Genomic DNA, 24,856 nt, shown 5'->3' with positions numbered 1-24,856 from the left:
GCCCGGCGCCCGGCGCCGGGGGAGGACCCGCTCCGTCCCCCGTCCGGGTTCCCGGACCGTCGCCCGTTCGGGGGAAATCCGCCCCGTCAGGAGTTGAGGTAGGTGAGCACGGCGAGCACGCGCCGGTGGTCGCCGTCGCTCGGGGACAGCCCCAGCTTCAGGAAGATGTTGCTGACGTGCTTCTCCACCGCCCCGTCGCTCACCACGAGCTGCCGGGCGATCGCCGAGTTCGTCCGGCCCTCGGCCATCAGGCCCAGCACCTCCCGCTCCCGCGGGGTGAGCCCCGCGAGCACGTCCTGCTTGCGGGAGCGGCCGAGCAACTGCGCCACCACCTCCGGGTCCAGGGCCGTACCGCCCTGCGCGACCCGCACCACCGCGTCCACGAACTCGCGGACCTCGGCCACCCGGTCCTTCAGCAGATAGCCGATCCCCCGGCTGGACCCGGCCAGCAGCTCGGTGGCGTACCGCTCCTCCACGTACTGCGACAGCACCAGCACGCCGATGCCCGGATGGGCCTTGCGCAGCTTCACCGCCGCCCGTACGCCCTCGTCGGTGTGCGTCGGCGGCATCCGCACGTCCGCCACCACCACGTCCGGCAGCTCGCCCCGGCCGTCCAGCTCGGTGATGGTCCTGATCAGTGCCTCGCCGTCGCCGACCCCGGCGACGACATCGTGCCCGCGGTCGGTCAGCAACCGGGTCAGGCCCTCCCTGAGCAGCACTGAATCCTCGGCGATGACCACCCGCACCCTGTCCTCCACGATCTTCGATCCCCCACAGCCCTGTGCCCGTCCCGGTGTACGGGCCCAGCATTCCAGCTCCGGGCCGCACACGGGTACGGGCAACGGCGACGCGGGGGAGGCGTCACCGCGGGCACGTCCTCGCGCCGGGCGCGCTCAGGCCGGCCGCTCCGCCCGCCACGGCAGCTCCGCCGTCACCCGGGTCGGGCCACCGGCCGGCGAGTCCACCACCAGGATGCCGTCCACCGCGTCGAGCCGCTCCGCCAGCCCCGCCAGGCCCGATCCGGCCGTCGCGTCGGCGCCGCCCACGCCGTTGTCCACCACCTGGAGCATCAGCCGGTTCTCCACCCGCCACACGTCCACCGACGCGTACGTCGCCCGCGCGTGCTTGCTGATGTTCTGCAGCAGCTCCGACACCGTGAAGTACGCGATCCCCTCGATCGCCGGGGCCGGCCGCTCGGGCAGGTCCACCTCCACGTTCACCGGCACCGCGCAGCGCGAGGCGACCGAGGACAGCGCCGCGTCCAGGCCGCGGTCGGTCAGCACCGCCGGGTGGATGCCGCGCGCCAGGTCCCGCAGCTCCTGAAGGGCCGTCTTGACCTCCCCGTGCGCCTCGTCCACCATCCGCGCCGCCTCCCGCGGGTCCTCCCGCAGCTTCTCCTTGGCCAGTCCCAGGTCCATCGCCAGATTGACCAGCCGGGCCTGCGCCCCGTCGTGCAGGTCGCGCTCGATGCGGCGCAGATCGGCGGCGGCCGTGTCGACCACGACCCCCCGGTCCGACTCCAGCTCCACCACCCGCGTCGCCAGCTTCGACGGACCCAGCAGTCCGTACACCATCACCCGGTCCACCATCGTCAGCGCCCGCACGATCCACGGCGTGGCCAGCGTCAGCAGCAGCCCCACCAGCGCCGTCACGGTCAGCTCGAAGGGGTTGTCCAGATAGATCTGGTGCGTCTCGTCGCCGTACAACTGCGCCCCGTCCTGCCCGGCGTACACCGGGAAGACCCAGAACCAGGCCGGGTACGTCAGCATGGCCCAGCTCGACACCCACAGGGTCACGGCGACGGAGAAGGAGAACACCGCCCACGGCAGGTGCAGCACCGCGTACAGCAGCGACCGCCAGGAGGCGCCGCTCTTGAGGACGGCGGCCATCCAGCTCCCCGCGCCCCGCTTGCGTATGCGCAGCGGCTCCGGTTCGGCCACCCGCAGCCCCAGCAGCGCACGGGCCCGCGCCCGCTCCACCGAGCCCAGGGTGCGGCAGCCCGCCAGCGCCGCCGCCAGCACCGGCACCCCGAGGAAGGTCACCAGCAGCCCGGCGCCCAGCGACACCATCGTGACGGCGTACGTGAACAGCAGCACGCTGATCGGCAGGCTCAGCAGCGCGTACCCCAGCTCGCGCCAGTGCCGGCCCTCGAACGGCGCCCGCAGCACCGCCGGCCACCGGTGCCGCCGCTCGTCGGCGTCGGCGTCGGCGGGGTAGCCGGGCCCGGCGTCCAGCCCGTACTCGTGTCCGTACTCCGTGGCCATGGGGTTCGTCCTTCTGCTCGTCCCCGCGGTGCGGCGGGTGCCCTGACGGCCGGGGTGCCGTCGTACCTCCAGGCTCCCCGTCCGGGGCGCCGCGGGCCATGGAGTGCGTCGGAGTTTCGGACCGGGGGTTTTCCCCACCCCGGCCGGGCCGGAGCGGGGCTTGTCCCCCGTGCGAGCCACACGCGGGTGTCCACCGTGAGGTGACGATTCCCGGCCGCCGCTTCCCTAGCGTTCGGTTCAGCCGCGGCTTCCTGGCCGCGGACCGGACAGCGGGACCGAGGAAAGAGAGTCGTCATGAAACTGGTCTGGCAGATCCTGGCCGTGGTCGCGGTCTGCGCGGTCGGCGGTCAGTGCGCCGCCGCGGCGGAGGGCAACCCCTGGCTCTCGCTCATCGCCGGCGGCCTGGCGGCCACGGCCACGGTCCTCGTCTACCGGTGGGCCGTCGGGCGCACCGAGCGGCGCCCGGTCACCGAACTGGCCCGGGAAGGAGCGCCGGAGGCGCTGACACGGGGCCTGGCCATAGGCGTCGTGATGTTCGCCGCCGTCATCGCCAACCTGTACTTCCTCGGGGACTACCAGGTGCACGGCTACGGCTCGGCGGCCGGCGCCACAGCACTGGTCGGCTTCATGGCGGGCGCCGCCGTCACCGAGGAGGTGATGTTCCGCGGCCTGCTCTTCCGGCTCGTCGAACGGGGCCTGGGCACCTACCTCGCGCTGGCGCTGTCCAGCGTGGTCTTCGGCGCCGCCCACCTGCTCAACGAGGACGCCACCGTGCTGGGCGCCGTCGCCATCGCCATCGAGGCCGGCGCCATGCTCGCCGCCGCGTACGCCGCCACCCGCTCCCTGTGGCTGCCGATCGGCCTGCACTTCGGCTGGAACTTCGCGGAGTCCGGCATCTTCGGCACCGCGGTCTCGGGCAACGGCGAGACCCACGGCCTGCTGGACTCCTCCACCTCGGGCCCCGAACTGATCACGGGCGGCGAGTTCGGCCCGGAGGCCAGCGTGTACTCCATCGTCTTCGGCGCGCTGCTGACCGTCGTCTTCCTGCTGCTGGCCCGCCGGCGCGGCCACCTCGTCCCCCGGCGGCGCCGCGAGCGCGCCGAGGCCCTGGCTACACTCGCCCGGTGATGACCCATCAGGGCGCCCGCACGGCCCTGCGGGAGGCCGGCCGGGTATGGCGCCGGCTCGACGTCACCGCCCGCGACCTCCCGCTCGGCCTCCTGTTCCTGGCCGCGTCCTTCCTGCCCGGACTGCGCGGCCACGGCACGGAGATCGGGGACCTGCCGACCCGCCCCCTCGACGCGCTCGCCGCCCTCGCCCTCGCCCTGGAATCCCTTCCGCTGGCGCTGCGCAGACGGTGGCCCATCGTCTGCATCGCCCTGGTGAGCTGCGGTTTCGCCCTGGACCAACTGCGCGGCTACCACTCGTCCACCGGCGCCCTCCTGCCGCTGGCGCTGATCAGCACCGGCTCCCACCTCGACCACCACCGGCGCACCACCGCGATCGCCCTCTCGGCGGCGTACGTACCGCTGGCCATCGGGCTCTCGCTGCTCGGCTCGGGAGGCGAGACCCCGGCCGAGTTCGTGACGTTCTACCTGGTGCTGGCCGCGGCCTGGGGCGCCGGGGCGTGGCTGCGCGCCAACCGGGCCGCCGAGGCCGAGCGCCGGATACGCGTCGCCGCCGAGACCCGTACCGCCGAACGCACCCAGATCGCCCGCGAACTGCACGACGTGGTCACCCACCACGTGACCGCGATGGTCGTCCAGGCCGAGGCCGCCCGCTACCTGACCGCCGTGCCCGAGAAGCTGGAGCGGTCCCTGACCGCCGTCAGCGACACCGGCCGCCGCGCCATCACCGACCTGCGCCACCTGCTCGACCTGCTCAACCCGGACCACGGGACGGGCGGCGGGGCCGGGGCCGGGGGCGGGGGTGAGGGTGGTGGTGAGGGGCCGGGGAACGGGCTCGGTGGCGGGCCGCGCTCCGCGGCCGCGGGCGCCAAGGAGGCCAGAACGCCCGCCGTCGGCCGCGTCCTCACCCTCGTCGAGCAGACCCGCCGGGCCGGACAGCCGGTCGACTTCACCGAACAGGGCACCCCGCCGGACTCGACCGGCAGCGCCGACCTCGTCGCCTACCGGGTGGTGCAGGAAGCCCTCACCAACGCCCTCAAGTACGCTCACGGCAGCCGGACTTCGGTCCAGGTACGGCACGGCGAAAGGGAGATCACCGTGGAGGTCAGCACGGACGGGACCGGCTCGCGCACCGCCGCCGCCGTCGGCAGCGGACGGGGCCTGGCGGGTCTGCGCGAACGCGTCGGCGTCCTCGGCGGCGACTTCAGCGCCGGCGGCGGCCCGGACGGCGACTTCACCGTACGCGCCCGCATACCCGTCGCCCGCACCTCGTGAGCGCGCCGATCCGGGTCCTGGTCTGCGACGACCAGATGCTGATCCGCACCGGCCTGGTCACCATCATCGACGCCCAGCCCGACATGGAGGTGGCCGGCGACTGCGGAGACGGCCGGACCGGCGTCGAACTCGCCGGGAAACTGCGCCCCGACGTCGTCGTGATGGACATCCGCATGCCGGTCCTCGACGGCCTCGAAGCCACCCGCCTGCTGGCCGGCTCCGGAGTGCCGCACCCCGTCAAGGTCCTCGTGGTCACCACGTTCAACCTGGACGAATACGTCTACGAGGCGCTGCGCGCCGGCGCCAGCGGCTTCCTCCTCAAGGACGCGCCCCCGGACCGCCTGCTGCACGGCATCCGCACCGTGGCCACCGGCGCGGCCCTCCTCGACCCCGACGTCACCCGCCAGCTCGTCGGCCGCTACGCCGCCCGTATCCGCCCCACCGAGAAGACCCCCCGCGACATCCCGCTCACCCCGCGCGAACTGGAGGTCCTCCGCCTCATCGCCGAGGGCCTGTCCAACAGCGAGATCGCCGCGGCCCTCGTCATCAGCCAGGAGACGGTCAAGACCTTCGTCTCCCGCATCCTCGCCAAACTCCAGCTCCGCGACCGCGTCCAGGCGGTCGTCTACGCCTACCGGCACGGCTTGGCGACCTGACCGCCGTCCACGGGGGGGCGGCGTCCCGCGGGGCCGGGTCCGTCGGCGGGCATGCCCTGCCGGGCGAAGGCGTCCCGCGTCGGACGGGTACGCCCTGCCGGACGGGCACGTTCTATCGGACGGGTACGCCCTAGCGGACGGGTACGTTCTATCGGACGGGTACGTCCTAGCGGACGGGCACGTCCTACCGGACGGACGCGTCCTGCCGGGCGGGTGCGAGGTCGCGGTCGCGCCAGGGCAGTTCGGCCGTCACCGTCGTCGGGCCGCCCTCCGGCGAGTCCACCACGAACAGGCCGTCGACCGCGCCCAGCCGGTCCGCGAGCCCCCGCATCCCCGTCCCCCCGTCCAGGCTCGCCCCGCCCCGGCCGTCGTCCCACACCTGGATCAGCAGCCGGTCGTCCGCCCGCCAGACCTCCACGGACGCCGACTTCGCCATGCTGTGCTTGCTGACGTTCTGCAGCAGCTCCGACACCGTGAAGTACGCGATCCCCTCGATGGCCGCGGCCGGCCGGCCCGGCAGATCGACGGTCACCCGCACCGGCACCGTGCAGCGCGAGGCGACCGAGGACAGCGCCGCGTCCAGGCCGCGGTCGGTCAGCACCGCCGGGTGGATGCCGCGCGCCAGGTCCCGCAGCTCCTGGAGCGCCAGCTTCACCTCGCCGTGCGCCTCCTCGACCATCGCCGCGACATGCTCGTCGGCCTGACCCTCCAGCAGCTTCTCCTTGGCCAGCCCCAGCCCCATCGCCAGATTGACCAGCCGGGCCTGCGCCCCGTCGTGCAGATCGCGCTCGATGCGGCGCAGATCGGCGGCGGCCGTGTCGACCACCACCCCCCGGTCCGACTCCAGTTCGGCGATCCGCCGCTCCAGCTCGTCCGAGGGCGACAGCAGCCCCCGTACCATCGCCCGGTCCACGTTGGTCATCCCCCGGGCCAGATACGGCAGCACCGGCCACAGCACGAACAGCGAGACCAGCGTGACCGCGAAGGTGACGATGCCCCACGGCAGCCGGATCAGGTCGTACAGGACCGTGCGCCAGCCCACCGGGTCCTTCAGCGCCAGCCACAGCCGCGGGAAGAACCCGCCGCCCCTGCGCAGCCGCAGCCTGCTCGGCTCGTCCACCCGCACCCCGAGCAGCGCCCGCGCCCGCGCCCGCTCCAGCTTCCCCAACTGGCGCGCGCCCATCAGCCCCGCCGACAGCAGCGGCAGGCCGACCACCGTCACCGTCAGCCCGAAACCGACGCTCAGCATCGTCACGACGTAGACGAACCCGAACAGGGACATCGGAAGGTTCGCCAGCAGATGGGCGATCTCCTTCCAGGTGTGCGCGCCGAGGGCGAAACGGGCCGGCGGCAGACGGTCGCCGTCCGCTTCGGCGGCAGGCGAGAGGGACGGCAGGCGTTCGGTCATAGGGGCCAGCGTGCCGTGCCCGGCGCCCCGGCGCCATGAGGTGGGCCGCCCGGAACGCACTGAGGAAAACCCCACCCTCCGGTGCCCCCGGACCCGACGGGCTGCTTACGGTCCCTTTAGCAGGCCCTAGACTCCCGTGCGTACAGATCGTCGAACAGACACAGACGTCATACCGGACAGGGAGCGAGGGACGGACGTGCCGGAACCGACTGTCGGCGACGCCACCGCGGCCTTCGTGGTGGCGGCGGACTACTTCCCGTCGTACTCGGCGGTCGGACTGCTCGCCGTCGTCGGCGTGCTCTTCGTCGCCGTGGCCTTCGGGGCCGGCCGCCTGCTGCGGCCCGTGGTCCCCACCCCCGAGAAACTCCTGACCTACGAGTGCGGCGTCGACCCCGTCGGCGAGGGCTGGGCCCACACCCAGGTCCGCTACTACGTCTACGCGTTCCTGTACGTGATCTTCGCGGTCGACTCGATCTTCCTCTTCCCCTGGGCGACGGTCTTCGCCGCCCCCGGCTACGGCGCGGCGACCCTCGTGGAGATGTTCATCTTCCTCGGCTTCCTGGCCGTGGGCCTGCTGTACGCATACAAGAAGGGCGTCCTGGCATGGACGTGACCCCGTCCGAACCGGTGCTGCTCCCGGAACCCAAGCGGCTCGGCGCGCTGGCCCGCCTCGCGCCGGAACCGATGAAGGTCGTCCTGAACTGGGGCCGCCGCTACTCCCTGTGGGTCTTCAACTTCGGCCTCGCCTGCTGCGCCATCGAGTTCATCGCCGCGTCGATGGCCCGCCACGACTTCATCCGGCTCGGCGTCATCCCGTTCGCGCCCGGCCCCCGCCAGGCCGACCTGATGGTGGTCTCCGGCACGGTCACCGACAAGATGGCCCCCGCCGTCAAACGCCTCTACGAACAGATGCCCGAGCCGAAGTACGTCATCTCCTTCGGCGCCTGCGCCAACTGCGGCGGCCCCTACTGGGACTCCTACTCCGTCACCAAGGGCGTCGACCAGATCATCCCCGTCGACGTCTACGTGCCGGGCTGCCCGCCGCGGCCCGAGGCGCTGCTCCAGGGCATCCTCAAACTCCAGGAGAAGATCGCCCGCGAGTCGCTGGGGGAGCGGTACGGCACGGCAGGCCGGCCGTCGGCCGCCGCGCTCCGAAGCGACCTGGTGCGTCCCCCGGCGCCCGGCACCGCCGAGGAGGGCCGATGACCGCGGCCGGCTGGCTGCCCGCCGACGCCGGGGAACTCTTCGGCCCCGACGCCACGGCCGAGGAGTCCTACGAGGTCCTCACCGTGGACGTCCCCCCGGCCGCCTGGCTCACCGCCCTGGAGACCGCCCGCGACCGGCTCGGCTGCACCTACTTCGACTGGCTGAGCGCGGTCGACGAACCCGGCACCGGCTTCCGCGTCGCCGCCCACGTGGTGGCCCTCGCCCCGGTCCGCAGGCTGCTGCTGCGCACCACGGTCCCGCACGAGGCTCCCGTTCTGCCCTCCGCCGTCGGCGTCTACGCGGGCGCCGCCTGGCACGAGCGCGAGACCCACGAGATGTTCGGCGTCGGCTTCGAGGGCCACCCGGGCCTGGACCACCTGCTCCTCCCGGAGAACTTCGAGGGCAACCCGCTGCGCAAGGACTTCGTCCTCGCCGCCCGCGTCGCCAAGGCATGGCCCGGCGCGAAGGAACCCGGCGAGCCGGCGGGCGCCGCCGCTCCGCGCCGCCGCCAGATGCTTCCCCCGGGCGTCCCCGACCCCAACGAGTGGGGCCCCCTGAAGGGCCAACTCCCCGCGGCCCCCACGCGAGGCGCGGCCCGGGGCGCTCGTGGGGCCGCGGCCCGCACTGCGGTTCCTGGCGGGGCTCCCGGTGAGGCTCCTGAGGGCGGGGAACGCCCGGCCCGCCGCAGCCGTACGGCGGCGGAGGGCTCGGCGAGCCAGTCGGGCACGGCGGGGGAGCCCCCGACGGCACCGCGCCGGTCCCGTACGGCGGCGGAGGGCTCCGCGAGCCAGTCGGCCGGGGCGGCCGGGGCGGCCGGTGACCGTACCGCGCGGCCCCGCCGGGCCCGGAGCGCATCGGAGGGTTCGGCGAGCCAGCGCACCGCGTCCGGCGCCGCCGCACCCGAGGGCGAGAAGGCCGCCCCCGTCACTCCCCGCAGCCCGGACGCCCCCTGGCACCACGCCCGCCCGGCCTTCGAGAAGCCCGAGCCGGAGCCACAGCCGGAACGGGACCCGCAGGAGTCCGAGCCCTCGCGAGCCCCCGAACCTTCGCGGAAATCCGAAGCGACGCAGGACCCCGGAACCTCTCGGGACTCCGAACTCTCCAGGGACCCCGAAACCTCCCGGGACCCCGAAACCTCCCGAGACCCCGAACCCTCCCGCGACCCCGAAACCTCGCAGGACCGCCAACCCCCGCAAGACCCCGAAGACCCGCACACCGAGAACCGCCCGGGAGGCCCGCAGTGAACGACGCGCTCGACGTCACCCTGCGCCTCCTGATCGTCTTCGTCGTCTTCCTCGCGTTCCCTCTGATCGTCGGCCAGACCGAGCACAAGGTGATGGCCCACATGCAGGGCCGCCTCGGCCCGATGTACGCCGGCGGCTTCCACGGCTGGGCCCAACTCGTCGCCGACGGCGTGAAGTTCGCGCAGAAGGAGGATGTGGTCCCCGCGGGAGCGGACCGCCGTATCTTCCAGCTCGCCCCCGCCGTGGCCCTCCTCCCGTACCTCCTCGTGCTGGTCGCCATCCCGATCGGCCCCGGCGAGGGCGCGGTCGGCCAGGCCGTCGACGCCGGCATCTTCTTCGTGCTCGCCGTCATGGGCGTCGGCGTCCTCGGCTCCCTCATGGCCGGCTGGGCCTCCGCCAACAAGTTCTCCCTCCTCGGCGGCCTCCGCACCGCCGCCCAGCTCCTCGCCTACGAACTCCCCATGCTGCTCGCCGCCGCCTCGGTGGCCATGGCGGCCGGCACCGTCTCCCTCCCCGGCATCCTGGACGCCTTCGAGTGGTGGTGGCTGCCCTGGCAGATCGTCGGCGCGATCGTCTTCTTCGTCGCCGGCCTCGCCGAACTCCAGCGCCCGCCCTTCGACATGCCGGTCGCCGACTCGGAGATCATCTTCGGCGCGTACACCGAGTACACCGGCCTGCGCTTCGCCCTGTTCCTCCTCGCCGAGTACGCCGGGATCGTCGTCCTGTGCGGTCTGACCACCGTCCTCTTCCTGGGCGGCTGGCACGGCCCCTTCGGCGCCGACGGCCTCGGCTGGGTGTGGACCCTGCTGAAGACGGCCGTCCTCGCCTTCGTCGTGATCTGGCTCCGCGTGACCTACCCCCGGCTCCGCGAGGACCAGCTCCAGAAACTCTCCTGGACCCTCCTCGTCCCCCTCGCCCTCGCCCAGATCGCCCTCACCGGCATCGTCAAGGTGGTGATCTCCTAATGGCCCCCGTCCCCGGCTCCGGCCTCGCCAAGGGCCTGGCCGTCACCCTCCGCACGATGACGAAGAAGACGGTCACCGAGCAGTACCCGGACGTCCAGCCCGACCTCCCGCCCCGCACCCGCGGCGTCATCGGCCTGTTCGAGGAGAACTGCACGGTCTGCATGCTGTGCGCCCGCGAGTGCCCCGACTGGTGCATCTACATCGACTCCCACAAGGAGACGATCCCGGCGGCGGCCCCGGGCGGCCGCGAGCGCAGCCGCAACGTCCTCGACCGCTTCGCCATCGACTTCTCCCTCTGCATGTACTGCGGTATCTGCATCGAGGTCTGTCCTTTCGACGCCCTGTTCTGGTCCCCGGAGTTCGAGTACGCCGAGACCGACATCCGCGACCTCACCCACGAACGCGACAAGCTCCGCGAGTGGATGTGGACCGTCCCGGCCCCACCCGCCCTCGACCCCGGCGCGGAAGAACCGAAGGAACTCACCACCGCCCGCCGAACCGCCGAAAAACTCACGGCCACGACCACGACCACGGCCACCGGCGCGGCCACGGCCACCGGCGCGGGCGCGGGAACCGGCACGGGGACGGAAACCGGGACGGGGATGGAAACCGGGACGGGGACGGAAACCGGCGCGGCAACCGGCACCGGCACGGCAACCGGCACCGGCACCGGCGCGGCAACCGGCAGAGATACCGTGCCCGGCACCGGCACGGGCCCCCGCACCGAGCCGCACGCCACCGAGCCGCACGCCACCGAGCCGCACGCCTCCGAGCAGGCCCGCGCCGCCGAGCGGCCCACCCGTCCCGCGGGCGACTCCAAGCAGCAGACCGACCAGCCCCGGCCGGACCAGGAGGGCGACGCATGACCCTCTCCGCAACCGCCGGCCGCCTCGCCGCGGACGCCACCGCCTCGGCCACCGCCTCGGCTGCCGCCGAGACCCACGGCTTCCTCTCCCCGACCGGCGTCGAGATCGCCTTCGTCCTCGTCGGCCTGGTCACCTTCGGCGCCGCGCTCGTCACCGTCACCACCCGGCAGCTCGTGCACGCCGCCCTGTGGCTCGTGGTGACCCTCGGCGGCCTGGCCGTCGAGTACCTCCTGCTCACCGCCGAGTTCATCGCCTGGGTGCAGGTCCTCATCTACGTCGGTTCCGTCGTCGTCCTCCTCCTGTTCGGACTGATGCTCACCCGGGCCCCCATCGGCCGCTCTCCGGACGCCGACTCCGGCAACCGCTGGGCCGCCCTCACCGTGGCCGTCGCCTCCGCGGCGGCCCTCGTCTGGGTGGTCGTCGACGCCTTCCGCACCACCTGGATCGACCTGGACGGCCCGGCCGCCGGCTCCACCGCCGTCACCGGAGCGAGCCTCTTCCAGAACTGGGTCCTCCCCTTCGAGGCCCTCTCGGTCCTCCTCCTCGCCGCCCTGGTCGGCGCGATCGTCCTCTCCCGCAAGACCAAGCCCGACGCGACCGCCGAACCCGGCTCGGACAAGACCCGCACCGGCAAGGGCGGTGTCCGCTGATGCACCTCGCCTATCCCGCCGTCCTCTCCGCCCTCCTCTTCTGCACCGGCCTGTACGGCGTCCTCGCCCGCCGCAACGCGATCCTCGTCCTGATGTCCGTCGAGCTGATGCTCAACGCCGTCAACCTCAACCTGGTCGCCTTCGACGTCTGGCTCAGCAAGGCCGCGGAGGAGACCCTGCACTCCGGACAGGCCCTGACCCTGTTCACCATCGCCATCGCCGCCGCCGAGATCGGCATCGGCCTGGCGATCGTCCTCGCCGTCCACCGCAACCGCGGCACCGCGGACATCGACCGGCTCCGCGACACCGCCGAACCCCCCGGACCCGAGGACCCCGACCACGACGGCCCCGGCCACGACGATCCCGACGACGGCCCCGACCACGACGCCCGCACGGCCGAGCGGTCCGGGCAGGCCGAGAAGGCTGAGGCCACCACGTGAGCACGACCACCCTCGCCGTCCTCGTCCCCCTCCTCCCGTTCCTGGGCGCCGCCGCCGGCCTCCTCCTGGGCCGCACGGCACCCGGCTTCGTCCGCCCGCTGGCCGTCGTCCCGACCCTCGCCGCGTTCGTCCTCGCCGTGGTGGTCGCCGCGCGCCAGGGCGGCGGCCGGGCGCTCGACGCCACCACGGAGCTGACGCCCACCGGCTCGGTCCCCATCGAACTCGCCCTGCACATCGACGGCTTCGCCGCCCTCGTCGCCGTACTGGTCGCCGTGGTCGCCACCTGTGTGCAGATCTACTCGACGGGCTATCTGCGCGACGACCCGCGCTACCCCTCCTACGCCGCCCTCGTCTCCCTCTTCACCTCCGCCATGCTCCTCGTCGTCTACTCCGGCGACCTGATGGTGCTGCTGGTCGGCTGGGAGATCATGGGCATCTGCTCCTACTTCCTGGTCGGCCACTACTGGGAGACGCCCGAGGCCCGCGCCGCCTCCCTCAAGGCGTTCCTCGTCACCAAGCTCGGCGACGTCCCTTTCCTGATCGGTCTGCTCGCCCTGGCCACCGACGCCGGGTCCTTCCGCATCACCAAGATCCTCGGCACCGTCGCGAGCGGCGGCCTGGACCACCCCACGCTGACCGCCCTGCTCCTCCTGGCCGGCGTGGCGGGCAAGTCGGCGCAGTTCCCGCTGCACACCTGGCTCCCCGACGCGATGGCGGGCCCCACCCCCGTCTCCGCGCTGATCCACGCCGCGACGATGGTCGCCGCCGGTGTCTACTTCATCGCCCGGCTCCTCCCGGTCTTCGAATCCTCACGGGCCGCGATGGCCGTGCTGGCCGTCATGGCCGCGGTCACGATGATCGGTTCGGCGCTCGCCGCGCTCGCCCAGGACGACATCAAACGCGTCCTCGCCTACTCGACGATCGGCCAGCTCGGCTACATGACCGGTGCCCTGGCCGTCGCCGACCGCGGCGCCGCCGTCTTCCACCTCCTGTCCCACGGTGCCTTCAAGGCGCTGCTGTTCCTCGCCGCCGGCGTGATCATCCACGCCGCCGGCACCAACTCGCTCGCCGCCATGTCCCGGATGCGCAACCTCCGCCACCGCGTCCCCGACGCCTACTGGACGATGACGGTGGCGCTGCTCGCGCTCGCCGCGATCCCGCCGTTCAGCGGCTTCTTCTCCAAGGAGTCCGTCCTCGGCGCCGCCGAACACGTGGTCGGCGGTCACACCGAGCACACCCCGGCCGCCGCCGGCTGGACCGTGCTGCTCGCCGGTCTGCTCACCGCCCTCCTCACCGCCGCGTACGCGACGCGGCTGTGGCTGCTGGCCTTCCGCGGTCATGGCACCGAGGCCCCCGACCACGGCAGGCAGCCGGTCGCCATGAACGCCGTGCTGTGGGTCCTGGCGATCCCGTCCCTGGCCTTCGGCGGACTCGCCTTCCGCCTGCTCCCCGACTGGTTCGACGGCCGTGACCTCACCCCGGCGCTCACCACCTCCGTGCTCGGCACGGGTGTGGCCCTGGCCGGCGGCATCGTCACCTACGGCGCCTGGCGGCACACCACCGCACGCGCGGACCGGGTCCCGCTGGGCGCGGTCGCGGCCCACCCCGAGGGCGACGCGGGGAGCGTCGAGGCCGAGGCCATCGCCAGCCACCGGTCCGCCTACGGGGACGTGGCCCAGGCGCCCGACCCGGCCGACCCCGGACGGCTCCTGCTCGGCCCGCTGCACCGGCACGCGGCCGTCGGCTTCCACCTGGACGCCGCGTACACGGCCCTCTTCGTCCGCCCGGTCCGGGCCGGCGCGAGCCTCGTGCGGTTCCTGGATCGCGAGGTCGTCGAGACCTACGTACGCGGCGCGGGCACCCTTCCCCGCCTGCTGGGAGCCGCCGTACGCCGCGCCCAGACCGGCAATGTGCAGACCTATGTGAGCGCGCTGCTCGCCGGCACCGTCGTCCTCGCGGTCGCCGCCGTCCTCGTCGCCACGGGAGCGTGAGCAGGCGTGATCCATATCAACGAGTCCGTGATGCAGTTCCTTCTGGCATTCGTCGTCGTCGGCCCGCTGCTCGGCGCCGCCGCCGCTCTCCTGCCCGCGCCGCCCGGACTGAAGGGGAAGTCACCGGAGCAGGCCGTGCTGCGGCACGGCGTCACCGTCACCGGTGCCGTCCTCATCGCCGCGATCGTCCTCGCGCTCGGCTTCGACCACGACCACCCGTCGAGGATGCAGGCCACGACGGACATCAGGTGGATTCCCGCACTCGACGTGCGCATCCACCTCGGCATCGACGGCATCTCCCTCCCCCTCCTGGTCCTGACCGCGCTGCTGACCTTCCTCTGCGCGCTCTACACGTACTTCAAGCTCCCCCCGGGGCCGACCCCGAAGGCTTTCGTCGCACTGCTGCTCGTCCTGGAGTCCGGCACCCTCGCCAGCTTCGCCGTCCTCGACCTGCTGCTGTTCTTCCTCGCCTTCGAGATGGTCCTCGTCCCGATGTACTTCCTCATCGCCCGCTGGGGCGGCGAGGGCCGCACCGAGGCCGCCTGGAAATTCATCCTCTACACACTGCTCGGCAGCGTGGTCATGCTGCTCGGCCTGCTCCTGATCGGTCTGAGGGCGGGCACATTCGACATGATGGCACTCGCCACTGACAACGGCCGGTCGCTGACCACATCCGTGCAGGTCATCGCCGTATTGGCGGTCGGGATCGGGCTCGCGGTCAAGACCCCGATGTGGCCGCTGCACAGTTGGCTGCCGGACGCCCACACCGCCGCGCCGACCGTCGGCTCGGTCCTGCTGGCCGGCGTCCTGCTGAAGATGGGTACGTACGGATTCGTCCGTATTCTCCTCCCCGTCGCCCCCGACGGGTTCCGCACCTTCGCGCCCTACCTCGCCGCGTTCGCCGTCGTCGGCATCATCTACGGGTCCCTGGCCTGCCTGGCCCTGGCCAGACGGGGCGCGAAGGGCGATCTCAAACGCCTCATCGCCTACTCCTCCGTCGGCCACATGGGCTTCGTCCTGCTCGGCATCGCGACCATGACACCGACCGGCGTCAACGGCGCCCTCTTCGCCAACATCGCCCACGGCCTCATCACCGGCCTCCTCTTCTTCCTGGTGGGCGCGCTGAAGGACCGCACCGGCAGCACCGACCTCGACACCCTCGCCCAGCAGACCGGCGCCGCCCTCTACGGCCGGGCGCCGCGCCTGGGCGGCCTGCTCGCCTTCGGCGCGGTCGCCTCCCTCGGCCTGCCCGGCCTCGCCGGGTTCTGGGGCGAGATGCTGGCCCTGTTCGGCGCCTTCGACCCGGCCGCCGGCCTCAGCCGTCCCGCCTTCCTCACCTTCATGGCTATCGCCGCGTTCGGCACCCTGCTGACCGCCGCGTACCTGCTGATCGTGGTCCGCCGGGTCTGCATGGGCGTCACCGGCGAGGACACCCCGCACCTCCCCGACGTCCGCCGCTACGAATTCGCGGCCTGGACCCCGCTCGTCGCCCTCACCGTCGTCGCCGGGCTGTGGCCGAAGGCCCTCCTCGGCCTGACCGACCCGGCCGTGCAGCAGCTCCTCGCAGGAGGCCCCCGATGAGCGCCCTGGCCCAGCCCCTGGCCGCGTCGCTGGTCCAGTCCGTCGACTGGCTCGCCGTCGCGCCGCCCACCGTCGCGGCGGTCGTCGGACTCGCCGTCCTCGTCGCCGACCTCTTCGTCGGCGGGCGCCGCAGAGCACTGCTCGGCTGGGCTGCGGTCGCCGGCCTCGCCGCCGCACTGCTCCTGCTGCTGCCCCTGCTGGACGGCGACCGCGCCACCTTCTGCCTGACCGGCGATGCACGCGCGTGCAGTTACGTCGCCGACCCGTTCACCCTGGTCATCCAGTTCCTGGTGCTCGGCGGGGCGCTGGTGGCCGCCCTGTTGTCGGTCACCGCCCTGAAGGACGCCGACCGGGGACTGCCGGAGGGCGAGTACTGGTTCCTGCTGCTGTCCTCCGCGGCCGGCGCTGCCCTGCTGCCCGCCTCCCGCGACCTGGCGACCCTCGTCGTCGCCCTGGAGGTGGCCTCGCTGCCCGCCTTCGCCCTCGTCGGCCTGCGGCACGGCGACCGGCGCTCCTCCGAAGCGGCCCTGAAGTTCTTCCTGTCCTCGGTCACCGCGACCGCGGTCAGCCTCATGGGCATCAGCTTCGTGTACGCCTCCACCGGCACCCTCTACCTCACCGGCATCGCCGACCGCGTCCAGGACGTCGACGGGCAGCTCACCACCCTCGTCCACACCGGCGTCGTCCTCACCCTCGTCGGCTTCGCCTTCAAGACGGCCGCCGTGCCCTTCCACTTCTGGGTCCCCGACACCTACGTCGGCGCCCCCCTGCCGATCGCCGCCTACCTGTCCGTCGTCGGCAAGGCGGTCGGCTTCTCCGGCCTCATCCTCGTCACCGTCGTCGCCCTCCCGTCGTACGCCGACGTCTGGGGACCGGCCCTCGCGGCCCTGGCCGCGCTCACCATGACCGTCGGCAACGCCGGAGCCCTCCGGCAACGCGCCACGCGGGCGTACAGCGCGGTACGCCTGCTCGCCTGGTCGTCCGTCGGACAGGCCGGCTACCTCCTGGTGCCGATCGCCGCCGCCGCGTACTCCGACGACCCGGAGCGGTCCATCGGCTCCACCGTCGCCTACGCCCTCATGTACGCCGCCGTGAACCTCGGCGCCTTCGCGGTGGCCGCCCTGGTCGGCCGTACGAAGGTCCGCAACCGTCTCTCCGACTACCGCGGCCTGTACGCCTCCCGCCCCCTGACCGCGCTGCTCCTGGCGTTCTTCCTGCTCTGCCTGGCCGGACTGCCGCCGGGCATCATCGGCCTGTTCGCCAAGGTCACCGTCTTCTCGGCGGCCGTCGACGCCGGCCTCGGCTGGCTCGCCGTGGTCATGGCCGTCAACGTCGTCATCGCGCTGTACTACTACCTCCAGTGGACGGCTCTGCTGTTCCGTGCCGCGCCCGGGGGCGAGCCCCGCAGGCACCCGGCGCCCGCCCCGCTCACCGCCGCGATCGCCGTGACCGCGGTCCTGGCCGTCGCCCTCTCCGGAGCGCCCCAGCTCGTGCTGCGCTTCGCCGACACCGGCCTCTTCTGAGCCGAGTCCGTCTTGACCACACGCGCGTGGGGCACCCGTCCGCCACGCGCGTGTGCCGTACCCCGTGCCGGTCACCCGGACGGGCCCGGCGCGCCGCCGTGCCCACCGGGGAACTGGTGGCCGTCGCCTGGCGTTGACCAGTACGGGAGGGTCCACTGGACGTGACACCACGGGACCGGTGGCATCGACAGACCGGGAAGCAACCACCGCGAGCAGACCAGCAAGCAAAGGGTTCCCCTGCCGCACCACTTGGAGGGCGTACCGTGCACCGCCGGCACAACGGGCTCAGGACCGCAGTACTCCTCGGGGGACTGTCCGCGCTCATCATCGTCATCGGCAGCTTCTTCGGCCGGGCCGGTCTCGTCGTCGCCGTCCTCGTGGCCCTGGGCACGAACGCGTACGCGTACTGGAACAGCGACAAACTGGCGCTGCGCGCGATGCGCGCCCGCCCGGTGAGCGAGTTCGAGGCCCCCGGGCTGTACCGCATGGTCCGCGACCTCTCCACCCAGGCCCGCCAGCCCATGCCCCGCCTCTACATCTCCCCGACGGAGGCCCCGAACGCCTTCGCGACGGGCCGCAACCCGCGCAACGCCGCGGTCTGCTGCACCGACGGCATCCTGCGCCTGCTCGACGAGCGCGAGCTGCGCGGCGTCATCGGCCACGAGCTGAGCCACGTCTACAACCGCGACATCCTCATCTCCTCGGTCGCCGGCGCCCTCGCCTCCGTGATCATGTTCCTGGTCAACTTCGCCTGGCTGATCCCGGTCGGCCGCTCCGACGACGACGACGGCCCCGGCCTCTTCGGCATGCTGCTGATCATGATCCTCGGCCCGCTCGCCGCCACCGTGATCCAGTTGGCCATCAGCCGCTCCCGGGAGTACGAGGCCGACGCCTCCGGCTCCCAGCTCACCGGCGACCCGCTCGCCCTCGCCAGCGCCCTGCGCAAGCTGGAGGCGGGCACCAAGCAGCTTCCGCTGCCTCCGGAGCCCCGCATCGAGACGGCCAGCCACATGATGATCGCCAACCCGTTTCGCCCGGGTCAGGGACTCTCGAAGATGTTCTCCACCCACCCACCGATGGCGGACCGTATCGCCCGACTGGAAAAGATGGCAGGTCGCTACCAGTGAAGACCATCCTGAACGTCATATGGCTCGTCCTCAGCGGTTTCTGGCTGTTCCTCGGCTACCTGCTCGCGGGCGTGCTGCTCTGCATCACCATCATCGGCATCCCGTTCGGCATCGCGGCCTTCCGCATCGGCGTCTACGCGCTGTGGCCCTTCGGATACACCACGGTCGAGCGCCGCGGCGCGGGCGCCCCGTCCTGCGTCGGCAACGTGCTCTGGCTGCTCCTCGCGGGCTGGTGGCTGGCTCTCGGCCACATCGTCACCGGCATCGCCCTGTGCGTCACGATCATCGGCATCCCGCTCGGCTTCGCCAACTTCAAGCTGATCCCGGTCTCACTGCTCCCGCTCGGCCGCGACATCGTCCGCACCGACCAGCCGTTCACGGCCCGCTGAGCGGACGGCACCACTGCCTCCGGGTGACGGTGTCGTCCACAACCACCGAGTTATCCACAGGCCGCCCCGGATGTCAGTGGCGTCCGGCAGCATGAACCCATGACCGCGAACACCCACACACCACCCCGAACCACGACCGGGACCCGCATACCTACCCCCTAAGGCCCCCCACGCACGGCCCGCACCCTGCCCGCAGCCCGCGAAGCTGAGGCACGAGGCCGACGCCGAGGCGATGAGCCCGAGGGGTCTAGCGCGCGACCGTACGCCGCCGCCGTCCCCGCCACCGCACCCGGTACACCAGCGCGCCCAGCACCAGCACCCCCGCCCCCGCGGCCACCGACTCCACCGGCAGGGCGAGCGCCAGCAGCGCGCACCCGACCAGCCCCACCACCGGCACCAGCCGCGCGGCCGGAGCCGAGTCGAGCGTCCACGCCGAGGCGTTGGCCACCGCGTAGTACGCCAGTACACCGAAGGAGGAGAACCCGACAGCGCCCCGCACATCCACCGTGGCGGCCAGGACGGCGACCGCCGCGCCCACGGCCAACTCCGCCCGGTGCGGCACCCGGCGGCGCGGGTGCACCGCTGCCAGCACGCCGGGCAGATGGCGGTCCCGGGCCATGGCCAGCGTCGTCCGCGAGACACCCAGGATCAGCGCCAGCAGCGAGCCCAGCGCGGCCACGGCGGCGCCCGTCCGCACCACCGGCGCCAGCCCCGGCGCGCCGGCCGCGCGGACGGCGTCGGCCAGCGGCGCCGTGGCCCGCCCGAGTTCCGCCGGCCCCAGCACGGAGAGGACCGCCACCGCGACACACGCGTATACGACCAGCGCGATGCCCAGGGCCAGGGGGATCGCGCGGGGAATGGTGCGCGCCGGGTCCCGCACCTCCTCGCCGAGCGTGGCGATGCGCGCGTACCCGGCGAACGCGAAGAACAGCAGACCACCGGCCTGCAGGACGCCACCGACGCCCTCGGACGCCCCCACGTCCAGGTGCCCCGCGTCGGAGCGGCCGGAGGCGAGCGACACGACGACCACGGAAGCGAGGACAGCCAGCACCACCGCCACGATCAGCCGCGTCACCCACGCGGACTTCTGGACGCCGCCGTAGTTCACCGCGGTCAGCGCCACCACGGCCGCGACCGCCACGGCGTGCGCCTGCCCAGGCCACACATAAGCGCCCGCGGTGAGCGCCATCGCCGCACAGGAGGCCGTCTTCCCCACCACGAAGGACCAGCCCGCGAGGTAACCCCAGAACTCCCCGAGCCGCTCGCGCCCGTAGACGTACGTGCCGCCGGAGGCCGGATACCGAGCGGCCAGCCGAGCCGAGGAGGTGGCGTTGCAGTAGGCGACCACGGCCGCGACCGCCAGCCCGAGCAGCAGCCCCGACCCCGCCGCGCGGGCCGCGGGCGCCAGGGCGGCGAAGATCCCGGCCCCGATCATCGAACCGAGCCCGATCACCACGGCGTCGCCCACGCCCAGGGTGCGCCGCAGGTCCGAAGCCCCAGGTGTCATGCGCCGCACCCTACTGACCGGCGCAACCACCGGGGGCGGGCATGACGTCCGTCGGACCAAGAGCACGTGAACTCGTGCCCGGCAGCTACGAACCTGACCGCCTGACGCCGGCTGCTCGGCCACTCGCGCGACCAGAACACCCCGGACCGCGGCCGGCCGGCCGGTCGACGGGCGGGCGGGAAGGGCGAGCACCGCACCGGTACCCACCCCGTCCCGGCTCTGCTACCGCCGGGCCGGCGGCGCTCACGGGGTCACCGGTAGTTCACGAACTGCAGCGCGAAGTCGAAGTCCTTGCCCTTCAGCAGGGCGATCACCGTCTGGAGGTCGTCCCGGCTCTTGGAGGAGACCCGCAGCTCGTCACCCTGCACCTGGGCCTTCACGCCCTTCGGGCCCTCGTCGCGGATGATCTTCGCCACCTTCTTCGCGTTGTCCTGGGAGATGCCCTCCTCGATCGACGCGAAGATCTTGTACTCCTTGCCGGAGAGCTGCGGCTCACCCGCGTCCAGGGACTTCAGCGAGATACCCCGCTTGATCAGCTTGGACTGGAAGACGTCGAGGATGGCCTTGACCCGGTCCTCGGAGTTCGCCTCCATCAGGATCTTGTCACCGGACCACGAGATCGAGGCACCCACGCCCTTGAAGTCGTAGCGCTGGGAGATCTCCTTGGCGGCCTGGTTGAGGGCGTTGTCGACCTCCTGCCGCTCGACCTTCGAGACGATGTCGAAACTGGAGTCGGCCATGTCCTGTGGCTCCTTGTATCTGGGTGCGTGTCAGGGTGCGTGTCGGGCCCGTACCGGCATACGTGGACGGCCGCCGAACCGGGCGAGAGCCCGGACCGCATCCGGACAAGCCTAGCCACCCGCCGCCCTCCCGGCGCAGATCAATCAGGTGGCGAAGCACCCCTCCCCATCGGGTATTGTTTACGTCGTTGCCACGGAGCACCGCCGCAAGGCGGTTCGAAGGGCAGCGAACCCCGGCGGTGTGCCCGAGCGGCCAAAGGGAGCAGACTGTAAATCTGCCGGCTCAGCCTTCCCAGGTTCGAATCCTGGCGCCGCCACACGGGAACAAGAGGCCCGTGACCTGCTGTCTCAGCAGGTCACGGGCCTCTTGCCGTACGCCGCTCCGAAGAGCCGGGTGTCTCACCCTGTCTCGCGTTCGAACGCCCCGTCTCGGACTCTGCGGACGGAGCGCGGACAGGATTCCCGCTGCGTCAGACGCTCCTCTCCAGTCGTGCGGAGATCTTGGCTTGGCCGCGTCGTCGCCGTCCTTCAGGAACTTGGCGTACACCCGAAACAGGACCGCCACACTGTGGCCGGCCCGCTCTGCCACGAGCTGCGGCTCCACGCCCGAACTGAGCCACGTCGACACTGCGGCGTGACGAAGGTCATAAGGCCGCTTGGCCAGAGCAGAGTGGAACTCGGCTGGCGTCAGAGCGCGGGACCGCGCTTCAGCCCATACCTCCCCGTATCCGGTGTCCTGCACGAGTCCACCCCGCAGCGTCTGAAAGACACGACCGTCCGGCGCCGTGCCGTACGCGGTGAGGTGCCACCGCAGCAGCGCGACCAATTCCGGCGGAATCGGCACGGGCCGCACTGCCTTCCGGGGGCGGTGCTTCAGGCCCCGTTTCTCGTGCGCCTCACCGCTGTCCGTCCATGCGGTGCCGGATCGGGGGCGGGTTTCATGGAGCCGGAGCACGCCCCACCCCCGCCGGGGGAGATCGCAGTCCGTGACCCGTAGGCCGACCACTTCCGCCGGCCGCGCGGCGGCGTAGTACATGCAGCCGAAGAACGCGGTGAGCCGGCGCCCCCGCTTGCTCTGATCGCGCACGGCGGTCAGCAGCTTGGCGGCTTGCGCCGGATTCGGGACGCATGCCGGGTCCACTTCTTCCGTGACCTGCTCGGGCGCCTTCCACTTGACGCGGTCCAACGGGTTGTCCGTCAGCAACTCGGCATCGACCGCGAACTCAAGGGAGTTGTAGAAGATCGCGCGCTTGCGGCTGATTGTCCCCGGGGCCGCCGTCTTCCCGTCCAGCCGCTTGGAGAGGGCCCTGAGCGCTGCCTTCACCAAGAGCCGGTCCGTGAGGGCCGACGTGGGCAGGGACTTCCGTTGGAACCAGGCGAGCACCTGCGCCACCTCAGCCGGCGGCTCTTCCTCCCACCGGTTTTTGTTGAACGCCCACCCGTACAGAGCGCTCCGTACGGTCTGGGCGTCGGGCATGCCCTTGGTGTCCTTCACAAACGCCGGCGTCACGGTCGCCATGGCTTCGGCCAACGTCCGCCGGGTGTTGCCGGGGGAGTCGTCCCACTTCATCGCGATGTAGTTGCGCGCGTGCTCATACCAGGAGATGTCTCGCTTCTGGTCGACCACGGACTTCGGGAGGCCGCTCTCCACGTCGAACGGCTCACCCTTCCGGGCCGCCGTCATGAGTTCCGACCGGCGGCTGTCGGCCAAGCCCTGAGTGAGGAACGACTCCGCGTGTTCGCGGGTGCCCACCATCCAGCGCAGTTGGTACGGCTTCCGGTAGTTGCGCTTTCGGATGGCCCAAAACTTGACGGTGTAGCTCCACTCGGTCACGCGGCCTCCAAGTCGTCCTTGAAGGCGTCCAGGACGCTGCGGCGTACGCAAATGCGGCCGGACGGTGTGCGGCGAGCCTCGGGGGTAAGGCCACGGTCACGCCAGCGGTACCAAGTCGGGCGGCTGATGCCGAGTTCTTCCAGAACTTTCGGCAGGGGGATCAACTCGTCTTTCGGAGTGCGGCGGCGCCGGGTGGGCGTGGTCATGCGGGATCTCCATGCCTGAGAGGCGGAACACTTCGCGGCACATTGCTGAAGGTCGCGGCCCATCGCGGCCCAAGCTTGTGACCTGCTGCTTTACGGCGTCTCTGTGCGGCCCATCGCGGCCCACGTCCGTGCGGTGTGGGCCGCGATGGGGTGAGACGAGGCTGAGGAAAGACCCAGCTCAGAGAGGTTGGGGCGCGATGGGCCGCGACCCGGCGGAATGTGGGCTCAACCGGCGAGAGCGATGCCGTTGTACGTGGCGATCCGCTCGCCCGAGGGGGCGCGTGGCCGACTGCGGTTGAGCTGAGGCACCACGGAGAGCAGATTGCGGCCGAAGACTTGCTTGTTGCCGGCGCGGACGCCGTTGTCCTCGGCCCACTCACGCCAGACGGTCCACAGGGTGTCCACGGGCACGGTGCAGGCCGGGCCGATGGTGCAGCGCTCCCGCAGGAACGCGGACGTGGGCGAAGCGGTGTCCTGCATGGTTGTGACCGCTTCGCGGCTGGAGATGGGTTCCGTGATCCGACCCGTGGCTTCCAGCCGGGCCAGCCCGTCAAGAGCCCAGTTGATGATGCCGGGCATCTCCGCGATGAGCTTATCCGTAAGGGCGGGGTCTTCCTTGCCCAGCCACGAGACAGTCATGTTGAGCAGGATGAAACGGCGGGCGATGGCCCCGGAAGAGTCCCCGAAGTGGGGCAGCTCATTGGACAGGATCATCAGCCGGGTCGGCAGCTTCCCTGTCCAGGGCTGACGGTACTTGCGGTCGATGTCGATCGTGTCCTCACCGGAGATGGTGAGCAGCCGTTCGACGACCTGGCTGTTGTCGTTGCCGGACAGCCGGGCATCGGAGATGACGGCGAGCGGCTTTCCGACCAGGGTGGACAGTCCGAAGTTGGTGCCGAGACCGGCCAGGGTCGGGCCGGCGAGGTTCTCTTTGCCGACCAGCATCTTCAGCACGCGGGCGATGGTGCCCTTGCCGGACCTGGACGGGCCGACCATGAGCAGGATCTTCTGTTGGTCGGTGCGGCTGGACAGGACGTAGCCGAACCATTCCTGAAGCGCGGCGATGGCGTCCGGGGCGTCCGGCCAGATCTGCGCCAGGAACCGTTCCCAGGTGGGCGCGGTGGCGTCCGGGTCGTAGGCGAAGGGTACGGAGACGAGGTTGAAGAAGCCGGGCCCGTGCGGCAGCAGCGCCCGGTCCCGGATGCGCAGCAACCCGTTCTCACAGGCGACGATGGGGCCGTGGTCCTGCCCGGTGTCGCCCTGGTCATCGATCCAGGTCGGGGGGTCGGTGTCCGTGGGCAGCAGGGTGATGGCTCCCAGGGCGTCCAGCAGGTTGCCGATCTTCTGCTTCGTGGGTGCCCAGTCGTGTACCTGGGGCTTGTTGTCTTTGCCCAAGGTCATGTAAATGGCGTGTTCGAGGCGGGTGTACATGGCGGCGCGTATCTGCGCTTCGTCCAGCTCGCGCCAGCAGGTGCCCGTCCAGCGCATCCACGCGCCACGCCAGTGCCGGCACACGAGACGCCCGTCCTCGGTCTGCCAGTCCGGCAGGAGACGCCGGGCGACAGCCAGGGGGTTGGAGGGTGGGGGCAGTTCCTCCAGCTCGGTCATGCGGCCGTCCTCCCTTCCTGCGGAGTTCGGAGCGGGCAGGCGGTGCGGTGAGCACCGTGGTCAGCGAGCAGAGCCAGCACACGGGCCTTTCCGAACGCGCGCAGGTTCCTGCCGCACAGACAGACCGACTCGGCGGATGGCGTTGCCCCGTACGGGGCGCGGATGGTCAACCACGCGACGGGGTGCCGGCCGTCGCCGGCGTGCGGGTCAGAACCAACAGCAGTTCGGACGCCCTGACGGGCGGCGCCT

General features: G+C 71.9%; 22 protein-coding genes, 1 tRNA gene and 1 pseudogene. 16 read left to right on the top strand and 8 right to left on the bottom strand.

Features of this window, described 5'->3' with window-relative positions; all coding sequences use genetic code 11:
• Positions 1 to 86: 86 nt before the first annotated feature.
• Both ACFY32_RS06095 and ACFY32_RS06090 read right to left on the bottom strand, forming a co-directional pair.
• Positions 87 to 746, bottom strand: coding sequence for a response regulator transcription factor (locus ACFY32_RS06095; protein ID WP_359189843.1), 660 nt, complete (start codon positions 744 to 746; stop codon positions 87 to 89).
• 147 nt (positions 747 to 893) lie between these two features.
• Entirely contained in the window at positions 894 to 2,264 is a 1,371-nt protein-coding gene (locus ACFY32_RS06090; protein ID WP_359189364.1) for a sensor domain-containing protein, read from the bottom strand.
• Between the two features lie 294 nt (positions 2,265 to 2,558).
• On the opposite strand from ACFY32_RS06090, the gene ACFY32_RS06085 reads away from it, so the two are divergent.
• The 3 genes from ACFY32_RS06085 to ACFY32_RS06075 are packed head-to-tail and all read left to right on the top strand — an operon-like array spanning position 2,559 to position 5,322.
• The gene (locus tag ACFY32_RS06085; protein WP_390673528.1) at positions 2,559 to 3,392 is read left to right on the top strand and encodes a CPBP family intramembrane glutamic endopeptidase; all 834 of its coding nucleotides are present in this window, start codon (positions 2,559 to 2,561) and stop codon (positions 3,390 to 3,392) included.
• The gene (locus ACFY32_RS06080; protein WP_390673606.1) at positions 3,392 to 4,666 is read left to right on the top strand and encodes a sensor histidine kinase; all 1,275 of its coding nucleotides are present in this window, start codon (positions 3,392 to 3,394) and stop codon (positions 4,664 to 4,666) included. The genes ACFY32_RS06085 and ACFY32_RS06080 overlap by 1 nt, the downstream gene beginning before the upstream one ends.
• Complete coding sequence (locus ACFY32_RS06075; RefSeq protein WP_359189357.1) at positions 4,663 to 5,322, top strand: response regulator transcription factor; 660 nt, start codon at positions 4,663 to 4,665, stop codon at positions 5,320 to 5,322. Before ACFY32_RS06080 ends, ACFY32_RS06075 begins: the two co-directional genes overlap by 4 nt.
• Positions 5,323 to 5,506: 184 nt before the next feature.
• Here ACFY32_RS06075 and ACFY32_RS06070 read toward each other — a convergent pair whose 3' ends face one another.
• Positions 5,507 to 6,730 carry a sensor domain-containing protein gene (locus ACFY32_RS06070; protein ID WP_359189354.1) on the bottom strand — a complete coding sequence of 408 codons (1,224 nt, stop codon included), beginning with the start codon at positions 6,728 to 6,730 and terminating at the stop codon, positions 5,507 to 5,509.
• A 196-nt stretch (positions 6,731 to 6,926) separates the two neighbouring features.
• On the opposite strand from ACFY32_RS06070, the gene ACFY32_RS06065 reads away from it, so the two are divergent.
• From ACFY32_RS06065 to ACFY32_RS06010, 12 genes and pseudogenes are all read left to right on the top strand, one after another.
• Entirely contained in the window at positions 6,927 to 7,343 is a 417-nt protein-coding gene (locus tag ACFY32_RS06065) for an NADH-quinone oxidoreductase subunit A (RefSeq protein ID WP_390673527.1), read from the top strand.
• Positions 7,334 to 7,936 (top strand): NADH-quinone oxidoreductase subunit B family protein, encoded by a 603-nt coding sequence (locus tag ACFY32_RS06060; RefSeq protein WP_359189349.1) that lies wholly within the window; start codon positions 7,334 to 7,336, stop codon positions 7,934 to 7,936. Before ACFY32_RS06065 ends, ACFY32_RS06060 begins: the two co-directional genes overlap by 10 nt.
• Positions 7,933 to 9,180 (top strand): NADH-quinone oxidoreductase subunit C, encoded by a 1,248-nt coding sequence (locus ACFY32_RS06055; protein WP_390673526.1) that lies wholly within the window; start codon positions 7,933 to 7,935, stop codon positions 9,178 to 9,180. Before ACFY32_RS06060 ends, ACFY32_RS06055 begins: the two co-directional genes overlap by 4 nt.
• A complete protein-coding gene (locus ACFY32_RS06050) occupies positions 9,177 to 10,145 on the top strand; it encodes a complex I subunit 1 family protein (protein WP_359189343.1) in 969 nt (322 codons plus the stop codon). Before ACFY32_RS06055 ends, ACFY32_RS06050 begins: the two co-directional genes overlap by 4 nt.
• A pseudogene (locus tag ACFY32_RS06045) lies at positions 10,145 to 10,681 on the top strand (NuoI/complex I 23 kDa subunit family protein); the annotation flags it as partial. The gene ACFY32_RS06050 and the pseudogene ACFY32_RS06045, both read left to right, overlap by 1 nt.
• A 326-nt stretch (positions 10,682 to 11,007) precedes the next feature.
• A complete protein-coding gene (locus tag ACFY32_RS06040) occupies positions 11,008 to 11,661 on the top strand; it encodes an NADH-quinone oxidoreductase subunit J (protein WP_390673525.1) in 654 nt (217 codons plus the stop codon).
• On the top strand, positions 11,661 to 12,101 hold the full coding sequence (gene nuoK / locus ACFY32_RS06035) for an NADH-quinone oxidoreductase subunit NuoK (RefSeq protein ID WP_359189335.1): 441 nt from the start codon (positions 11,661 to 11,663) through the stop codon (positions 12,099 to 12,101). Before ACFY32_RS06040 ends, nuoK begins: the two co-directional genes overlap by 1 nt.
• Positions 12,098 to 14,092, top strand: a complete 1,995-nt coding sequence (locus ACFY32_RS06030; protein WP_390673524.1) for an NADH-quinone oxidoreductase subunit L — start codon at positions 12,098 to 12,100, stop codon at positions 14,090 to 14,092. The genes nuoK and ACFY32_RS06030 overlap by 4 nt, the downstream gene beginning before the upstream one ends.
• Before the next feature lie 6 nt (positions 14,093 to 14,098).
• On the top strand, positions 14,099 to 15,673 hold the full coding sequence (locus ACFY32_RS06025) for an NADH-quinone oxidoreductase subunit M (protein WP_390673523.1): 1,575 nt from the start codon (positions 14,099 to 14,101) through the stop codon (positions 15,671 to 15,673).
• Positions 15,670 to 17,196, top strand: a complete 1,527-nt coding sequence (locus ACFY32_RS06020) for an NADH-quinone oxidoreductase subunit N (RefSeq protein WP_359189326.1) — start codon at positions 15,670 to 15,672, stop codon at positions 17,194 to 17,196. The genes ACFY32_RS06025 and ACFY32_RS06020 overlap by 4 nt, the downstream gene beginning before the upstream one ends.
• 263 nt (positions 17,197 to 17,459) lie before the next feature.
• The gene (gene htpX, locus ACFY32_RS06015) at positions 17,460 to 18,323 is read left to right on the top strand and encodes a zinc metalloprotease HtpX (protein WP_359189324.1); all 864 of its coding nucleotides are present in this window, start codon (positions 17,460 to 17,462) and stop codon (positions 18,321 to 18,323) included.
• Positions 18,320 to 18,712 carry a YccF domain-containing protein gene (locus ACFY32_RS06010; protein ID WP_359189321.1) on the top strand — a complete coding sequence of 131 codons (393 nt, stop codon included), beginning with the start codon at positions 18,320 to 18,322 and terminating at the stop codon, positions 18,710 to 18,712. The genes htpX and ACFY32_RS06010 overlap by 4 nt, the downstream gene beginning before the upstream one ends.
• Positions 18,713 to 18,959: 247 nt before the next feature.
• Here the strand turns inward: ACFY32_RS06010 and ACFY32_RS06005 are convergent, their stop codons facing one another.
• Both ACFY32_RS06005 and ACFY32_RS06000 read right to left on the bottom strand, forming a co-directional pair.
• Positions 18,960 to 20,219 carry an APC family permease gene (locus ACFY32_RS06005; protein ID WP_390673522.1) on the bottom strand — a complete coding sequence of 420 codons (1,260 nt, stop codon included), beginning with the start codon at positions 20,217 to 20,219 and terminating at the stop codon, positions 18,960 to 18,962.
• A gap of 251 nt (positions 20,220 to 20,470) precedes the next feature.
• On the bottom strand, positions 20,471 to 20,959 hold the full coding sequence (locus tag ACFY32_RS06000) for a YajQ family cyclic di-GMP-binding protein (RefSeq protein ID WP_359189316.1): 489 nt from the start codon (positions 20,957 to 20,959) through the stop codon (positions 20,471 to 20,473).
• Between the two features lie 235 nt (positions 20,960 to 21,194).
• On the opposite strand from ACFY32_RS06000, the gene ACFY32_RS05995 reads away from it, so the two are divergent.
• Positions 21,195 to 21,276 (top strand) — tRNA-Tyr (locus ACFY32_RS05995).
• Here ACFY32_RS05995 and ACFY32_RS05990 read toward each other — a convergent pair.
• The 3 genes from ACFY32_RS05990 to ACFY32_RS05980 all read right to left on the bottom strand — a co-directional run bounded on the left by ACFY32_RS05990 (position 21,243) and on the right by ACFY32_RS05980 (position 24,607).
• Positions 21,243 to 22,793 carry a tyrosine-type recombinase/integrase gene (locus ACFY32_RS05990; RefSeq protein ID WP_390673521.1) on the bottom strand — a complete coding sequence of 517 codons (1,551 nt, stop codon included), beginning with the start codon at positions 22,791 to 22,793 and terminating at the stop codon, positions 21,243 to 21,245. The two genes, ACFY32_RS05995 and ACFY32_RS05990, sit on opposite strands and share 34 nt — an antisense overlap.
• Positions 22,790 to 22,999 (bottom strand): helix-turn-helix transcriptional regulator, encoded by a 210-nt coding sequence (locus tag ACFY32_RS05985; RefSeq protein ID WP_390673520.1) that lies wholly within the window; start codon positions 22,997 to 22,999, stop codon positions 22,790 to 22,792. Before ACFY32_RS05985 ends, ACFY32_RS05990 begins: the two co-directional genes overlap by 4 nt.
• A gap of 225 nt (positions 23,000 to 23,224) precedes the next feature.
• Positions 23,225 to 24,607 (bottom strand): phage/plasmid primase, P4 family, encoded by a 1,383-nt coding sequence (locus ACFY32_RS05980; protein WP_390673519.1) that lies wholly within the window; start codon positions 24,605 to 24,607, stop codon positions 23,225 to 23,227.
• Positions 24,608 to 24,856: the final 249 nt, after the last annotated feature.

It is taken from the genome of Streptomyces sp. NPDC000134 (assembly GCF_042899225.1).
Classification (GTDB): Bacteria; Actinomycetota; Actinomycetes; order Streptomycetales; family Streptomycetaceae; genus Streptomyces.
Note: the sequence above shows the minus strand (reverse complement) of the source record. Positions and strands in the feature narration are given on the sequence as shown.

What these genes read in the sequence shown, in the direction of transcription:
- ACFY32_RS06000 (WP_359189316.1), bottom strand. Translation starts at nt 20,959, where the DNA reads ATGGCCGACTCCAGTTTCGACATCGTCTCGAAGGTCGAGCGGCAGGAG.
- ACFY32_RS06085 (WP_390673528.1), top strand. Translation starts at nt 2,559, where the DNA reads ATGAAACTGGTCTGGCAGATCCTGGCCGTGGTCGCGGTCTGCGCGGTC.
- ACFY32_RS06005 (WP_390673522.1), bottom strand. Translation starts at nt 20,219, where the DNA reads ATGACACCTGGGGCTTCGGACCTGCGGCGCACCCTGGGCGTGGGCGAC.
- ACFY32_RS06080 (WP_390673606.1), top strand. Translation starts at nt 3,392, where the DNA reads ATGACCCATCAGGGCGCCCGCACGGCCCTGCGGGAGGCCGGCCGGGTA.
- ACFY32_RS06090 (WP_359189364.1), bottom strand. Translation starts at nt 2,264, where the DNA reads ATGGCCACGGAGTACGGACACGAGTACGGGCTGGACGCCGGGCCCGGC.
- ACFY32_RS05985 (WP_390673520.1), bottom strand. Translation starts at nt 22,999, where the DNA reads ATGACCACGCCCACCCGGCGCCGCCGCACTCCGAAAGACGAGTTGATC.
- ACFY32_RS05980 (WP_390673519.1), bottom strand. Translation starts at nt 24,607, where the DNA reads ATGACCGAGCTGGAGGAACTGCCCCCACCCTCCAACCCCCTGGCTGTC.
- nuoK (WP_359189335.1), top strand. Translation starts at nt 11,661, where the DNA reads ATGCACCTCGCCTATCCCGCCGTCCTCTCCGCCCTCCTCTTCTGCACC.
- ACFY32_RS06060 (WP_359189349.1), top strand. Translation starts at nt 7,334, where the DNA reads ATGGACGTGACCCCGTCCGAACCGGTGCTGCTCCCGGAACCCAAGCGG.
- ACFY32_RS06070 (WP_359189354.1), bottom strand. Translation starts at nt 6,730, where the DNA reads ATGACCGAACGCCTGCCGTCCCTCTCGCCTGCCGCCGAAGCGGACGGC.
- ACFY32_RS06055 (WP_390673526.1), top strand. Translation starts at nt 7,933, where the DNA reads ATGACCGCGGCCGGCTGGCTGCCCGCCGACGCCGGGGAACTCTTCGGC.
- ACFY32_RS06040 (WP_390673525.1), top strand. Translation starts at nt 11,008, where the DNA reads ATGACCCTCTCCGCAACCGCCGGCCGCCTCGCCGCGGACGCCACCGCC.
- ACFY32_RS06020 (WP_359189326.1), top strand. Translation starts at nt 15,670, where the DNA reads ATGAGCGCCCTGGCCCAGCCCCTGGCCGCGTCGCTGGTCCAGTCCGTC.